Below are 13,675 nucleotides of genomic sequence, written 5' to 3'. Positions count from 1 at the left end.
TCGTGGCTCCTTCTATGTATCTGAAAGGAGGACGTCTCATGCAGCATCATGCTTATAGCCGAACGTCTGCAGTGTTGTCTATTTTTCTTCCAGCCGTACTCATCTGTCTGTTTTTCCTTTGGTCTCTTTATACGTTAATGTCAGCAGGACCTGAACCGTTAGCTGTGTTAGGCGTTTATACGCTGCCTATTCTCATGCTTTCTAGCATCACTGGACTGAACCAACCGACAAACGTCATCATTAGTGAAGATAAACTCAAAATCGGAGCGTTTGGCAGATGGCACACATATGCGGTCTCTGATATTAAAGGAAAGCTTTTTATCAAGCCATACCCTCATATCGGGAAAGTCTATGTCAGGGTTGGCCCATCTCGCATATTCGGAGGACGTTACTGGATCTCCAGTGAGATGAGTGAGTACAAACAGCTTGTGCAAACGTTGCAGGATTTTGCGAAAGGTGATGAAAAGGAGGATGCAGCTACATGAAATCAGCTGTCTTTTATTCTTCAGAGGACATTCGGTATGAGAAGCGGAACCGGCCTGCAATTGGCGATGATGAAGTTCTATTAAGAATGCGTGCATGCGGCTTATGTGGCACAGATATTTACAAGGCGACACATGAGACGGTGCCTCCTGGAACGGTACTAGGGCACGAAATCGCTGGTGATATTGTTGAAACTGGAAAGCATGTGTCAAATATAAAAATGGGAGACAGGGTTTATGTTGCGCACCATGTACCTTGCTTTACCTGTGACTTTTGTCAAAGAGGATTTTACACAATGTGTCCGCAGTTTTCAGCTACTAACGTAGATCCAGGCGGATTTTCAGAGTATATCCGTGTACCTGCATTACATGTCAAACACACAATGGGCAAGCTCCCGAATGACGTCTCATATGAACAAGGGGCGATGGTGGAGCCAGTTGCCTGCTGCCTGCACGGGTTTGAACGAGCACCTGTTCATCCAGGAGATTCTGTGTTGATCCTTGGAGCAGGGCAAATTGGCTGTATTCAACTACAGCTTGCCAAACATTATTTGGCTGGGAAAATAATGATAACGGATGTGAATGAGAACCGGCTGCTACAAGCGAGAAATTTAGGTGCAGACGTCGCTTTTCATCCAGCCTCTGAGCCTGTGGAAGACCGGGTCATGAGAGAAACAAACGGAAAGGGAGTAGACCTCGTTATTATTTCTGTTGGGAGTAGTGCGCTGTTAAAAGAAGCGTTTCAAGCAGTAGCGAGAGGTGGAACAATTTTAGTGTTTGCTCATTTTCCAAAGGGAGACGTCTCCATTCCGGCTGATCGATTTTTTCATGATGAAGTGAAAGTGGTAGGCGCCTATTCCTCACATCCTTATCACTACCTCGAAGCCCTTGAACTTTTAAGAGCAAAAGTGGTCAACACAGAAAAGATGGTGACGCATCGTTATCCATTAAGTCAGCTCCTGCAGGCAATAGAATGCGCAAGACACCCTGAAGGTGATAGTGTCAAAATCATGATGTATCCAGATGAATGAGAACGCAAGAGATTGGAAGAGAAAGAGAAGTTCTTTAGAAAAGGGCTTTGCCTTTCTCTTTTTTTCTGACAAAAGATGAAAACGCTTAAAAATGAAAGAGAAATGCTTGACTTCAATGACACTTAAACGTATGATTATTACAAATGTAACACATAAGAACAAATGTAAAGGGGAGAGAAGAAATGCAAAAACAAATCACTTTGCCTGAACAGATTAGTCATGAGAGATTAGCAGATTTATATAAACAAATGTGGTTAGTGAGATATTTTGATGAAAAGGTCGACCAATTCTTTGCCAAAGGACTTATCCATGGAACCACTCATTTATGTGTCGGACAGGAAGCGTCAGCTGTTGGATCAATTGCCGTATTAAAGGACGAAGATAAAATCGTCAGCACACACCGTGGACATGGTCACTGTATTGCAAAAGGTGCAGAGGTCAATAAGATGATGGCAGAACTATTCGGGCGTGAGACTGGCTATTGCAAAGGAAAAGGCGGCTCAATGCATATCGCTGATTTAGAAAAAGGAAACCTTGGCGCAAATGGAATTGTTGGCGGCGGTATCCCATTGGCAACAGGTGCAGCACTCACATCTAAAATGAAACAGGAAGGCTTTGTCGTTCTTTGTTTCTTCGGAGATGGAGCGACGAATGAAGGCAGCTTTCACGAAGCGCTAAATCTTGCATCCATTTGGGATCTACCTGTTGTATTCATTTGTGAAAACAACCAGTACGGCATGTCTGGCCCTGTAAAAGAAATGATCAACATTGAAGACATTTCAACAAGAGCAGAAAGCTACGGAATACCTGGGAAATCGATTGATGGAAATGACATGGTCGATATTATGAACACAGTAGATGAAGCTGTCAGCCGCGCAAGAGCTGGAGAGGGTCCATCACTTATTGAAATGAAAACGTATCGCTGGAAAGGTCACTCTAAGAGTGATGCGAAAAAATACCGTACACGTGAAGAAGAAACAGAGTGGAGACAAAAAGACGGAATCAAGCGCTTTAAGTCTCTCTTGATTGAACTGAATGTTTTGACAGAGGAGCAGGCAGCGGTCTTACAGGAAGAAGCGAAGCAAGAAATTGAAGCGTCTGTTGAATTCGCTAAAAACAGTAAAGAACCGTCAATCGATACACTATTAGAGGATGTATACGCCTAATTAGGAGGGGAATCACGTGACAAAAACAACAGTGAGAGAGATTTCATATTTAGAAGCCGTTCGAGAAGCTATGAGTCAGGAAATGAGAGAGAACCAAGATGTATTCATTTTAGGTGAGGATATCGGCGTATATGGCGGTGCTTTTGGGGTCACGCGCGGCATGATTGAAGAGTTCGGTCCAGAGCGTGTACGCAACACACCAATCTCTGAGGCTGCCATTGCAGGAGGAGCAGTCGGAGCGGCTTTGACAGGTATGCGTCCGATTTTAGAACTTCAATTCTCTGACTTTATTACAATCGCAATGGATCAGCTTGTGAACCAAGCAGCAAAAACACGATACATGTTTGGCGGAAAAGGAAAGGTGCCGCTTGTCGTGAGAACACCAGCAGGATCAGGAACTGGTGCAGCAGCGCAGCATTCACAAAGCCTAGAAGCGTGGATGGCTCATATTCCGGGACTAAAGGTGATTCAGCCTTCAACAGCGTATGATGCCAAAGGACTTTTAAAGGCAGCAATGGATGATGACAACCCTGTCATTTTCTACGAGCACAAGCTTTTATATAAAACAATTGGCGAAGTGCCTGAAGAGCAATATTCGATTCCTTTAGGGAAAGCTGATGTGAAAAGAAGCGGGAAAGACGTCACAATTGTAGCAACAGCGATTATGGTACACAAAGCATTAGAAGCGGCGAAGGAACTAGAGGCAGAAGGGATCGATGTTGAAATCATAGACCCAAGAACACTCGTCCCATTAGATGAAGAAACCATTATCGAATCTGTGAAGAAAACAGGTAAATGTATTGTGGTTCATGAAGCGGTCAAACGAGGCGGCTACGGCGGAGAGATTGCAAGTATGATAGCGGAAAGTGAAGCGTTTGACTACTTAGATGCGCCGATTAAACGACTTGGCGGCCTTGCAGTTCCAATACCATACAACCCGACTCTCGAAAAAGCGGTCATTCCACAAGTGCCAGATATTATTGAAGCAGCAAAAGAGCTTGCACGCTCTTAAATAAAGGGGAGAAGATCATGCCAAAAGAGATATTTATGCCGAAGCTAAGCAGTACGATGGAGATCGGAACCTTGCTTCAATGGTTTAAAGAAGAAGGAGATTCGGTTGAAATCGGTGAGCCTCTTTTCGAAATTATGACAGACAAGATCAACATCGAGGTGGAAGCCTATGATGACGGCATTTTTCTAAAGAAATACTACGAAGCTGATGATCAAATTCCAGTCAATGCTGTCATTGGATATATCGGTGAGGCAAATGAACAGGTGCCAAGCGAGCCGCCAGCACAGGCAGATGAGGATTCATCAGAAAGCGGCGAATCATCTTCACCAGACACAGTGTCACCTAGTTCTACTGAAGTTCCAAAAACATCTAATGAAAAAGTACGTGCCACGCCTGCAGCGAGAAAAACAGCAAAGGATCGTCATGTGGAGATTCAAGAGGTATCTGGCACAGGGCCAAAAGGCAGAGTTCAAAAGCGTGACGTCGAGGCAGTCGTGCATTCTAGCGAGAAAGACCAGCGCATCTCACCGCTTGCAGAAAAAGTCGCTGCTCGTGAAGGAATCGATTTAGCAGCCGTTTCTGGATCTGGCGCTCACGGCAAGATCATGAAGAGTGACGTACAATCAGCGGCAACGCAAACAACAGAGGCTTCGCCTGTGAAAACACAAAAATTAGCTGGCATGAGAAAAGTGATTGCTGATCGCATGTCACAAAGTGCCTTTACAGCACCGCACGTCACACTAACAAGTGAAATTGATATGACGAAAGCGAAAGAAGTGCGTCACCAGTTACTTCCGGCGATTGAAAAAGAGACAGGCTACAGGTTGTCGTTCACAGAAATCATCATTCATGCGGTCAGCCATGTTCTCACGCGCCACCCGCAGATCAATATGACATTTGAACAAAATGAGCTCCATTTCCATGAGGATGTACACATTGGTCTTGCTGTTGCAGTGAAAGACGGTTTGATGGTACCAGTCATTTCTCATGCGAATCAAAAAGGATTAAAACAACTGACTAAAGAAGCAAAAGAAATTGGCCGAAACGCACGCGATCAAAAACTGCTTCCTGACCAGCTGAAAGGGTCCACTTTTACGATTAGTAACTTAGGCATGTATGCCATTGATGCCTTTACCCCGATCATTAATCAGCCAGAAGTGGCGATTTTAGGTGTAGGACGAATTCAAGATAAACCTGTTGCAGTAGATGGAGAAATTCAGGTGAGACCAATGATGGGGGTTAGTTTATCGTTTGATCACCGCGTTGTAGATGGCGCACCAGCGGCTGCCTTTTTAACAGACCTTAAAAAAGTGCTTGAACAACCATTTGAATTGCTAATGTAGGAGATGAATCGGATGACGAAAACGTATGATCTGACAGTCATTGGCGGAGGGCCTGGCGGATATACTGCCGCCCTTCAAGCGGCTGAGCGCGGACAGAAGGTTGCTTTGATTGAGGAGGATTTTCTCGGCGGTACTTGTTTAAATCGGGGCTGTATCCCTTCAAAGACTCTGCTTAAACATGCAGAAGTCATCGAATCAATCGAGAAGGCGAAAAGCTGGGGAATTGAAACAGGTGACATGATTCTTTCCTTCGATAAAATGAGAAAGCGCAAAGATGACGTCATTGAAAAGCTCAGAGGCGGAATCGCCTTTTTATTAAAGCAAGGAAAGATTGATGTCTATAATGGCAGGGGCACAGCGGTGACCAAGCATCGGATTGAAATAGAAAAACAAGATGGATCAGAATCGATTGAAACGAAAGAGTTAATTATTGCTACTGGATCTACACCAGCCATTCCACCAATACCGGGGCTTAAAGATATTTCATTTGATACAAGTGATACAATCTTTGACATCCCAGATATTCCTGCTTCTGTCGTCATTATTGGCGGAGGTGTCATTGGTCTTGAGCTTGCTTGTATTTTCCAAAGTCTTCAATCAAAAGTTACCATTATTGAAGCGGCACCGTCCATTATTCCACAAGAGGATGAAGAAGCATCTAAGCTGCTAGAAAGAGAACTCAAGAAAAAGGGCATCCATATCGCGAAGAAAACCACTGTGACAGAGGTGACGGAAAGCGAAGGAGTCAAAGCGGTTCATGCAACAGATGATAAAGGGGAGACACACATCTTTACAGCGGAAAGACTGCTTGTCTGCGTTGGAAGAAAACCAAATGTATCAGCTGTTAGCCAGCTTGATCTACAGCTTGATGGTCCGTTTATCAAGGTGAATGATCAGATGCAGACAACTGCTGAAGGTGTATACGCAGTTGGGGATGTCGCCGGCGGCTATCAGCTGGCTCATGCGGCGATGGCAGAGGCAGCTGTTGCGGTCAGCAATATTTGCGGCGTACCTGAAAAAATGAATGCTGATATTATGCCTAGATGTATTTATACATTACCAGAGGTGGCAAGTGTCGGTCTTACAGAGAAAGAGGCAAAAGCTAAAGGGCTCAGCGTACAAACAGAACGATTTGATTTAGCGGCAAGCGGTAAAGCGCTAGCGGCAGGTGTTCAATCAGGCTTTATTAAGTTGGTTTACGATACAACATATGGTGAAGTGATCGGCGCAACGATGGTAGGTCCGCATGTCACAGAGATGATTTCAGAAGCTTCCTCCTTTATGTATTTAGAAGGAACAGCAGAAGAGATGGCGAAAATGATTCATCCGCATCCGACCATCTCAGAAGGTTTTTATGAAGCAGCTCTTGAGATCGTGAGTAAGCTGAGAAAATAAATGCTAAACAAGGGATAGGGAGGAGATGCATGTGCACGTCCAGCTTCATCAGAAAGCGGCACTTGTGACAGGTAGCACAGATGGATTTGGAGAAGCCATCTGCTTGGCTTTAGCCCGGGCAGGTGCACATGTCTTTTTACACACATTTCATGATGAATCAAAGGCTAGAACCATTTGTGAAGACATTCAAAAAATGGGCGGTCAGGCGAGTATTATTATGAATCCGCTTGAAACGCCTCGAGATGCCACGCGTATGCTGAGACAAGTGATCGATACGTGCGGGAAACTGGATATTTTGGTCAATCAAGCAGCGCAAGGAGCAGAAGCAGAGCTTGACGCCACTCACCCTAATGAGTGGATGGACGAAGTGGAAACCGCTGTGAATACTGTTTTTCTTTCCAGTCAAGCTGCCGTATGGCATATGGTTGACCAGAAGCAAGGCTGCATTATTAATATATCGTCCTCAGGCAGTATTACTGGAGATGGCGGGATCTCACATGCGACATCGAATTCTATGCTGAATGCTATGACAAAAGGGCTGGCGCGAGAATTTAAAGGCAAAGGCATTCGAGTGCTCGCCTTATTACCGCCGCCTCTCCATTTGATTCCTAACGCAGAGCAAATCAAGGAGACTGTGGCCCATATGACGGTCTTTTTAAGTACATCATATGGCGCATTTACAGATGGCGCAGCGATTATGCTTGATGGGGGTGAGAGTGCTGGCTAATGATCAAAAACCAGTTCTTATCGTTGGCGGTGCCCAAGGGATTGGAAAGGAAATTGCTAAGCGTTTTTTAAAAGAAGGGCACAGAGTGGCTGTGTCCGATATAGATGAACAAGGACTTTTACTTTTAAAAAAACAGCACTCTCAGCTGCTGACATTTCAAGCTGACGTTTCATCGTGGGAAAGTGTTCAGCAGATGATCTCAGCAGCTGAAAGGGAGCTCGGCGGTATTGCTCATCTTGTCTATTCAGCAGGGATGACAAAATCAATTCCTTTCTTAGAAGTCGATTTCTCACTTTGGAAAAAGACACTGGCTGTGAACTTGTATGGTCTTTACTATTGCATCAAAGCGTCAGCACCTTATATATGTGAGCGGCAAGAAGGAAGCATTGTTGTGATTGGATCAGGATCTGCTATTACTGGCTCAGGCGGCGGCATTCAGTATTACGCCTCAAAAGCAGGTGCTTTTGGCCTGATGCGTTCGCTTGTAAAGGAATTAGGGGCACACCATGTGCGTATCAATGTGATTGCCCCCCGCGTGATTGAATCTCAAATGCTTGATACGCTCTATCCTACTGAGGTGGAGAAAAAGCAGCTGCAATCGCTCATTCCCATCGGGAGATTAGGAAGACCAGACGATATCGCAGGACTCACTTTATTTGTTACCAGTGACGAGGGAAGCTATTTACACGGACAAATTATCCTGTTAGACGGCGGGAGAACGTATCAGCCAAAATATACAGAGTGAAAAAGAGCGGAGAGGTAATCGCTCTTTTTGTCATTTTCATAACAATTGTTCCAATTAGAAACGAATGTTTGGTATACTGGGAATCATAGTATATTAAAAGGATGATGTCACATGCTGAATTGGGAAGAAAGACGACAGCTCGTCAAAGTTGCTCATCTTTATTATACAGACGGGTGGACGCAGCAGGAAATCGCAAAAAAGCTCAATGTCTCAAGACCAGTCATTTCAAAGCTCTTACAAAAAGCGAAAGATGTGGGAATCGTTGAGGTATACATTAAAGACGAAAGTATTCATACGGTGGAACTGGAAAAGCAGCTCGAAACAACATTTCAATTAACAGATGCTGTCGTTGTCCCAAGTGTCGGGACAATGTCTGAGATGGTGAAACGGGCAGTCGGTCAAGCTGGCGCCTATTATTTATCTAAAAACATGAAAGATGCGGAGAAAATCGGCATTTCATGGGGAACTACATTAGCTGAGCTTGTAAAGGAATATCCGTTTGAGCGAAGAAACGATGTGAAGGTCATCCCGTTAGAGGGCGGAATGGGCAGGCAAGCAGTCGACATTCATGCCAATCAGCTGGCATATGAGCTGGCAAAGAAAATGAATGGCACGTGTTCCTATTTATATGCCCCGGCGATTTTAGAAACAGAAGAATTAAAAGAGCGACTTATGGCAATGCAGGATATAGAGGCTGTGCTTGAAGAAGGTAAAAATGTCGACATTGCCCTCATCGGTATTGGTAATCCGCATAAAGGGTCAACATTAAAAACAGTTGGTTATTTAAAAGAAGAGGATTTATCTGGTTTAAGGCAATCAGGGGCTGTTGGTGATATTGGCTTTCGTTTCTTTGACGGTCAAGGCAAACCTGTCCAAGATGAACTGAATCAAAAGGTCATTGGTTTATCACTGGAGCAGTTAAAAAGCGTCAAAACGGTTATCGCTGTTGTAGAAGGAACCCATAAAGCTGAAAGTATTTTAGGGGCTTTAAATGGTGGCTTTATTCAAGTGCTGGTGACAGACGAACTAACAGCGGCAGCTATTTTAAAGGAAGCTTCCGTCCAATAAACGGCGAATAGCTATCGAACTGTATAAAGAGAGCAACATCAAACGAGAAAGGAGCTGTGTATCTTGAAGAAAACCGAAATGGAAGCAAACTTACATTGTACTCGGTGCCAAGAAGAGACCCTCCACAGCATCGTTTATGTGAATGATCAGATGAAAAGCGTTGAGTGTACAGAGTGTCATCAGAAGATCAGTGTGCAAGTCGACATCATGAAGGAATTTTACAAAGAAGTATACGAAAAAATTGCGACAAAGCCAAAACGGATGACGCAGGAATACAAGGCGAATTTGAATGGATTTATCTCAAGACTGCCAATCCGCGTGCTTAGTAAGCCATACCGGCTCATGAGATATTTAAACGAATCATACAAAGTGATTAAGCAATATAAAAAATAGCAGAGCTGATTAACGCTCTGCTTCAGCGTGTAGACAAACCCTCGCATTCGGTGTCAGTCCTGCGTGCCGGTGCTCACGAATGTCAAATTCGCTCCGCTCCGGTACTCGTCCTTCCTAGGGCTGCAAAGGTTTTCTATCACGCTGTGAAGAAAGAAAAAAAGCAGAGCTGATTAGCGCTCTGCTTTTTTGTGTGCTTTTTTCATATAATAATAAAGAGGCAGCCCAGCAATTCCGATCAGCATGGAGATGAGACAGCTTTTCCAGTCGGTGATCATGGTGCTGATTAAGACGAATAAGGAACCGATAATCGCAACGATTGGTGTGAGCGGATAAAGTGGTACGCTATAAGCACGCTCGATTCCTTTGTTTTGTTTTCTCAGTTTAAAGACTGCGAAAAAGGCCATGACATAAAAGATATAGATCATGAAAATCGAAACCTCTGACAGCTTTTCTGGATTGCTGACGATCATAAACACAATGGCGATCAGAATTTGTACAAATACAGCAATCCATGGTGTTTTAAATGTAGGGTGAATCCGCGAAATCGCATTTTCGAAAGGGATTTGCTTTCGCTCTGCCATCGCGAAAATCACACGTGGGAATGAAAGAACCTTTCCGTTCAAACAGCCAAAGATACTAATGATGATGCCAATACTAATGACCTTACCACCGATTGGTCCAAAGAGCATTGTCGCAGCAGTACTTGTCGCATTTTCTCCAAGCTGTACGATTTGATCTGCTGGTAACACGTGCAAAAGAGCGACATTAATGAAGAGATAGCAAGCCGTGACAATTAAAATCCCGCCTGCCATTGCACGAGGAAGCAGTTTCTCTGGGTTTTTCATTTCACCGCCAAGTGCAGCAAGCAATATCCAGCCATCATAGGCAAAAAGCGTAGCCAGGATCGCTGCACCGAAGTTCATTTGAGCGATGCTATCGTTTACAGCCATCAAAATATTTTCGTTTCCTTTCCATAAGCCAAACACAATAATAGCGGCAATCGGGACAAGCTTTCCAATGGTGGTCAGCCCCTGAACAAAACCGCCGTATTTTGTTCCCATGATGTTAATCAAACATAAAAATAAAACAGTGATAATGCCAATTGTTGTCGACCATAAAGAAGAAAGAGAAAATAAATTGGCTAACAATGAACCAAAATAAAGACCAAGCGCACCGATGATGGCAGGTCCGTAAATGATAATTTGCACCCAGCCGCATAAATATCCCCAAAACTCACCATACACTTCTTCAAGATAGGCATATAATCCGCCAGTCCGAGGGATTTGTGTACCAATTTCAGCAACAGTGAGTCCGCCTGCAAGGGTTAGAATGCCACCTAACAGCCAAGCGAATAATGCGATATCTGAGCTTCCTGAATAGGAAAGGACGTTGCCTGGCTTCATAAAGACGCCTGACCCGATAATCGTCCCGATGACAAGAGATAGGGCGAAAAATAAGCCGATGTCCTGTTTTAACGCTGGTTGTTCTTTGTTCATTACACACGACCTCCTGCATCACTTTCGTACGTTACTGTGACATGTATTTTGTTCATTGTAATACGATTTTAGGAAAACAAGAATTAAAAAAATTTTCTGATTTTCGTATTTGTGTATAAAAGTGTTCGTTTAAATTGGAGATATCAGGGTAAATGTTTTATTAAAAACGAACAATAAAAGATTATTTTTGATTTAATGTTAATTTTATAGCTAGAAACCGAACATCTAGGCTAATGGTTGACTTTTGTTGAAAAATGTCCTATTTTATTCATAAGGCTATTATCTTGAATTCGAGATATTTTGAAATAGGAGTGATTATAATGAAAATCAATGGGATTCACCACGTATCTGCATTAACAGCCAATGCTCAAAAAAATGTTGATTTCTACCGCCAGATCCTTGGCTTAAAACTTGTCAAAAAAACAGTCAATCAGGATGACCCATCAATGTATCACTTATTTTATGGAGATGAGGTCGCTTCACCTGGAACGGAGCTCACCTTCTTTGAAATTCCAATGCTTGCTCGTCGTTTGAAAGGAACAAACGCCATCACAAGCACAGGCCTTCTCGTTTCTTCTGAAGAAGCACTTACATTTTGGGAAAAGCGTTTTAAAGAGACAGGGGTGCAGCAAGAAACGGCTTCCTTGAGAGGGGGCAGACCTGCCTTGCGTTTTCAAGATCCAGAAGGGCAACAGCTATTTTTAACAGTCGAACCGGCCGCACAAGAAGCAGGCTCACCGCCAGTACATGATGATATTCCGGCAGAGTTTGCCATTAGAGGTTTGGGGCCAGTGGAATTAACGGTTGCAGAAGCGGACAAAACGATTCGTGTTTTAACGGACATACTTGGCTTCACGGAAAGAGCGCGTGAACAATCAAATGATGGTGAGATCGTGACCATTTTTGAGTCAGGAAATGGCGGAGCTGGAACAGAAATTCATGTGATCGAAAAAACGGCAGGACCTTCTGAACGTTCAGGCAGAGGAAGTGTGCATCACGTAGCTTTTCGTGTGGAAAATGCTGAGGAATTGGAAAAATGGTATGACAAAATATCAAAAGCAGGATTCACGAACTCTGGTGTTGTGGAACGTTTCTACTTTAAAGCCCTTTACTTTAGAGAACCGAATGGTATTTTATTTGAAATCTCAACAGACGGTCCTGGGTTTACAGTGGATGAAGGAGTGGATGAGCTTGGCGATCAATTAGCTCTTCCTCCATTTCTAGAGCACAAACGAGCAGAAATAGAACAGAGATTAACACCGATCCAGTCATCATAAAAAGTAGCTCATGAGGTTTTCTATGACGCTGAAAAGGAGAAAAAGGGCTGAAATCAAGATGATTTTAGCCCTTTTTCTTTTGCGTTAGGAATTGACCTGCTTAGATTCAGTTTGTGTTAATGTCACCTTCTTCGTTTCTTTTTTTCCATTTCGAATGAGTGTGATGCTCACGGTGTCTCCAATCTTTGTATTCGTGTATAGCTCATGACGTAATTCGCTTCCGGTTTTGATTTGTTTCCCATTGATGGCGGTCATGACATCCTCTGACTTTAAGCCGGCTTTGGCGGCAGGTGAGCCTGCGGCGATTTCTTTGACGTATACGCCTTGATCAAGCTGACTATTTTTGAGACCGAGTGTTTCTTTTTGATACACGTCCGGGACCTGTTCGAGATCTAGCATGCTGATGCCGATATATGGACGCTCAATCTTTCCTTTTGTGAGAAGTTGATCGGCGATTGGTTTGACATCATTGATTGGGAGCGCGAATCCGATGCCCTCAACACCTGTTTCAGAAATCTTCATACTCGTGATCCCCACGACCTTTCCATTAGTCGTAAGCAGTGGTCCGCCGCTGTTTCCTGGGTTTATAGCCGCATCTGTTTGAATCACATTAATGCTGCTTTCGCCTGCTGATGTGTTCATAGAGACTGTTCGATCGACACCGCTGACAATTCCTTGTGTCACGGTTCTTGATAGATCTTCACCAAGCGGGTTTCCAATTGCGATGACGGTTTCCCCAGCACGCAGCGAGGAGGAATCGCCTAATGCCGCGACCTTTGTTACATGACTGCTACTAATTTCTACAACTGCTAGGTCAGTCAGCGGGTCAGCTCCGACCAATTTACCTTTGGTGGTTTTGCCATCGTGCAAGGAGACTGTAAGTTTATTTGCCCCTTCAATGACGTGGTTGTTTGTTAAGACATAGGCTTTGCTGCCGGATTTTTTGAAAATCACTCCTGAGCCTGTACCTGTTTTTTCCTCTTGGCTGCTTTTATTTTGCTGTGATTCATCAAAAGGCGTATTGAAATCACCAAAACTCATGTCTGTTTGACTTTGCGCTTGATAGTTTGTAATGCCGACAATGGCTGGCGATACATCTTCGACCATGCTTGAGATGTTGTTTGATGAATGTGATGTTTGGACAGCGGTTGTTTTTGACGAATTGGCACTTGTATCATTTGTCGATACACTTTCTGTTTTTGTTGCCGAATTGCTTGCTGTATTGTCTGATGCATGCTGGGCATATGGCGTAAGGACATAAACACCTAACGCTAGTATGCCGCCCACAACACCGCTAACAAATGGTTTAAACCAGCCGTTTGGCTTCTTTTTTTGTTTTTGTGGCTGCTTCAATGTTTGAATTTCATGAGAAGGTTGGTTTTCATGTTTGTGATGTGTCATTCGAATCACTCTCTTTCTTTCATTTTTCATGGTTGGTTCAGGGGGGGCTAACCTTATGTGTGGTTTGATCGTAAGAAAAAAGTGTGGGATAAAAATGAAAACATTGTGGGAAATTGTTAAAATAAGTAGTGAATCTAAG

13 protein-coding genes are annotated in these 13,675 nt (G+C 43.7%); 11 read left to right on the top strand and 2 right to left on the bottom strand.

Translation table 11 applies throughout. The features are described 5' to 3' along the window. The first annotated feature begins 38 nt into the window (after nt 1-38). The 10 genes from GPS65_RS14685 (at nt 39) to GPS65_RS14640 (ending at nt 9,362) form a co-directional block, all read left to right on the top strand. Nucleotides 39-485, top strand: a complete 447-nt coding sequence (locus tag GPS65_RS14685; RefSeq protein ID WP_003211419.1) for a hypothetical protein — start codon at nt 39-41, stop codon at nt 483-485. Continuing rightward, complete coding sequence (locus GPS65_RS14680) at nt 482-1,513, top strand: alcohol dehydrogenase catalytic domain-containing protein (protein WP_119124730.1); 1,032 nt, start codon at nt 482-484, stop codon at nt 1,511-1,513. The genes GPS65_RS14685 and GPS65_RS14680 overlap by 4 nt, the downstream gene beginning before the upstream one ends. Nucleotides 1,514-1,695: 182 nt before the next feature. Next, nucleotides 1,696-2,679, top strand: coding sequence for a thiamine pyrophosphate-dependent dehydrogenase E1 component subunit alpha (locus GPS65_RS14675; RefSeq protein ID WP_088003229.1), 984 nt, complete (start codon nt 1,696-1,698; stop codon nt 2,677-2,679). A 31-nt stretch (nt 2,680-2,710) separates the two neighbouring features. Continuing rightward, entirely contained in the window at nt 2,711-3,691 is a 981-nt protein-coding gene (locus GPS65_RS14670) for an alpha-ketoacid dehydrogenase subunit beta (protein WP_119125686.1), read from the top strand. A 17-nt stretch (nt 3,692-3,708) separates the two neighbouring features. Further along, complete coding sequence (locus GPS65_RS14665; protein WP_119124731.1) at nt 3,709-5,034, top strand: dihydrolipoamide acetyltransferase family protein; 1,326 nt, start codon at nt 3,709-3,711, stop codon at nt 5,032-5,034. 12 nt (nt 5,035-5,046) lie between these two features. Then, nucleotides 5,047-6,429 carry a dihydrolipoyl dehydrogenase gene (gene lpdA / locus GPS65_RS14660; protein WP_119124732.1) on the top strand — a complete coding sequence of 461 codons (1,383 nt, stop codon included), beginning with the start codon at nt 5,047-5,049 and terminating at the stop codon, nt 6,427-6,429. Between the two features lie 25 nt (nt 6,430-6,454). Next, a complete protein-coding gene (locus GPS65_RS14655) occupies nt 6,455-7,156 on the top strand; it encodes an SDR family NAD(P)-dependent oxidoreductase (RefSeq protein ID WP_238389105.1) in 702 nt (233 codons plus the stop codon). After that, nucleotides 7,134-7,901: an SDR family NAD(P)-dependent oxidoreductase gene (locus GPS65_RS14650; protein ID WP_119124734.1), complete on the top strand. Its 768-nt coding sequence runs from the start codon at nt 7,134-7,136 to the stop codon at nt 7,899-7,901. Before GPS65_RS14655 ends, GPS65_RS14650 begins: the two co-directional genes overlap by 23 nt. Before the next feature lie 111 nt (nt 7,902-8,012). Beyond that, a complete protein-coding gene (locus tag GPS65_RS14645; RefSeq protein ID WP_058014214.1) occupies nt 8,013-8,969 on the top strand; it encodes a sugar-binding transcriptional regulator in 957 nt (318 codons plus the stop codon). Nucleotides 8,970-9,032: 63 nt separating this feature from the next. Then, nucleotides 9,033-9,362 (top strand): hypothetical protein, encoded by a 330-nt coding sequence (locus tag GPS65_RS14640; RefSeq protein WP_008358910.1) that lies wholly within the window; start codon nt 9,033-9,035, stop codon nt 9,360-9,362. A gap of 170 nt (nt 9,363-9,532) precedes the next feature. Here GPS65_RS14640 and GPS65_RS14635 read toward each other — a convergent pair whose 3' ends face one another. Further along, nucleotides 9,533-10,858: an APC family permease gene (locus tag GPS65_RS14635; protein WP_144472364.1), complete on the bottom strand. Its 1,326-nt coding sequence runs from the start codon at nt 10,856-10,858 to the stop codon at nt 9,533-9,535. 320 nt (nt 10,859-11,178) lie between these two features. On the opposite strand from GPS65_RS14635, the gene GPS65_RS14630 reads away from it, so the two are divergent. After that, nucleotides 11,179-12,135 (top strand): ring-cleaving dioxygenase, encoded by a 957-nt coding sequence (locus GPS65_RS14630; protein WP_119124736.1) that lies wholly within the window; start codon nt 11,179-11,181, stop codon nt 12,133-12,135. 84 nt (nt 12,136-12,219) lie between these two features. Here the strand turns inward: GPS65_RS14630 and GPS65_RS14625 are convergent, their stop codons facing one another. Continuing rightward, on the bottom strand, nt 12,220-13,536 hold the full coding sequence (locus tag GPS65_RS14625; RefSeq protein ID WP_119124737.1) for a S1C family serine protease: 1,317 nt from the start codon (nt 13,534-13,536) through the stop codon (nt 12,220-12,222). Nucleotides 13,537-13,675: the final 139 nt, after the last annotated feature.

This window comes from Bacillus pumilus, assembly GCF_009937765.1.
Classification (GTDB): Bacteria; Bacillota; Bacilli; order Bacillales; family Bacillaceae; genus Bacillus; species Bacillus pumilus_O.
This window is presented reverse-complemented; position numbering and strand designations above follow the sequence as displayed.

Coding starts and splice junctions, on each gene's coding strand:
- GPS65_RS14685 (WP_003211419.1), top strand. CDS start 39: ATGCAGCATCATGCTTATAGCCGAACGTCTGCAGTGTTGTCTATTTTT.
- GPS65_RS14680 (WP_119124730.1), top strand. CDS start 482: ATGAAATCAGCTGTCTTTTATTCTTCAGAGGACATTCGGTATGAGAAG.
- GPS65_RS14675 (WP_088003229.1), top strand. CDS start 1,696: ATGCAAAAACAAATCACTTTGCCTGAACAGATTAGTCATGAGAGATTA.
- GPS65_RS14665 (WP_119124731.1), top strand. CDS start 3,709: ATGCCAAAAGAGATATTTATGCCGAAGCTAAGCAGTACGATGGAGATC.
- lpdA (WP_119124732.1), top strand. CDS start 5,047: ATGACGAAAACGTATGATCTGACAGTCATTGGCGGAGGGCCTGGCGGA.
- GPS65_RS14655 (WP_238389105.1), top strand. CDS start 6,455: ATGCATGTGCACGTCCAGCTTCATCAGAAAGCGGCACTTGTGACAGGT.
- GPS65_RS14650 (WP_119124734.1), top strand. CDS start 7,134: ATGGGGGTGAGAGTGCTGGCTAATGATCAAAAACCAGTTCTTATCGTT.
- GPS65_RS14645 (WP_058014214.1), top strand. CDS start 8,013: ATGCTGAATTGGGAAGAAAGACGACAGCTCGTCAAAGTTGCTCATCTT.
- GPS65_RS14635 (WP_144472364.1), bottom strand. CDS start 10,858: ATGAACAAAGAACAACCAGCGTTAAAACAGGACATCGGCTTATTTTTC.
- GPS65_RS14630 (WP_119124736.1), top strand. CDS start 11,179: ATGAAAATCAATGGGATTCACCACGTATCTGCATTAACAGCCAATGCT.
- GPS65_RS14625 (WP_119124737.1), bottom strand. CDS start 13,536: ATGACACATCACAAACATGAAAACCAACCTTCTCATGAAATTCAAACA.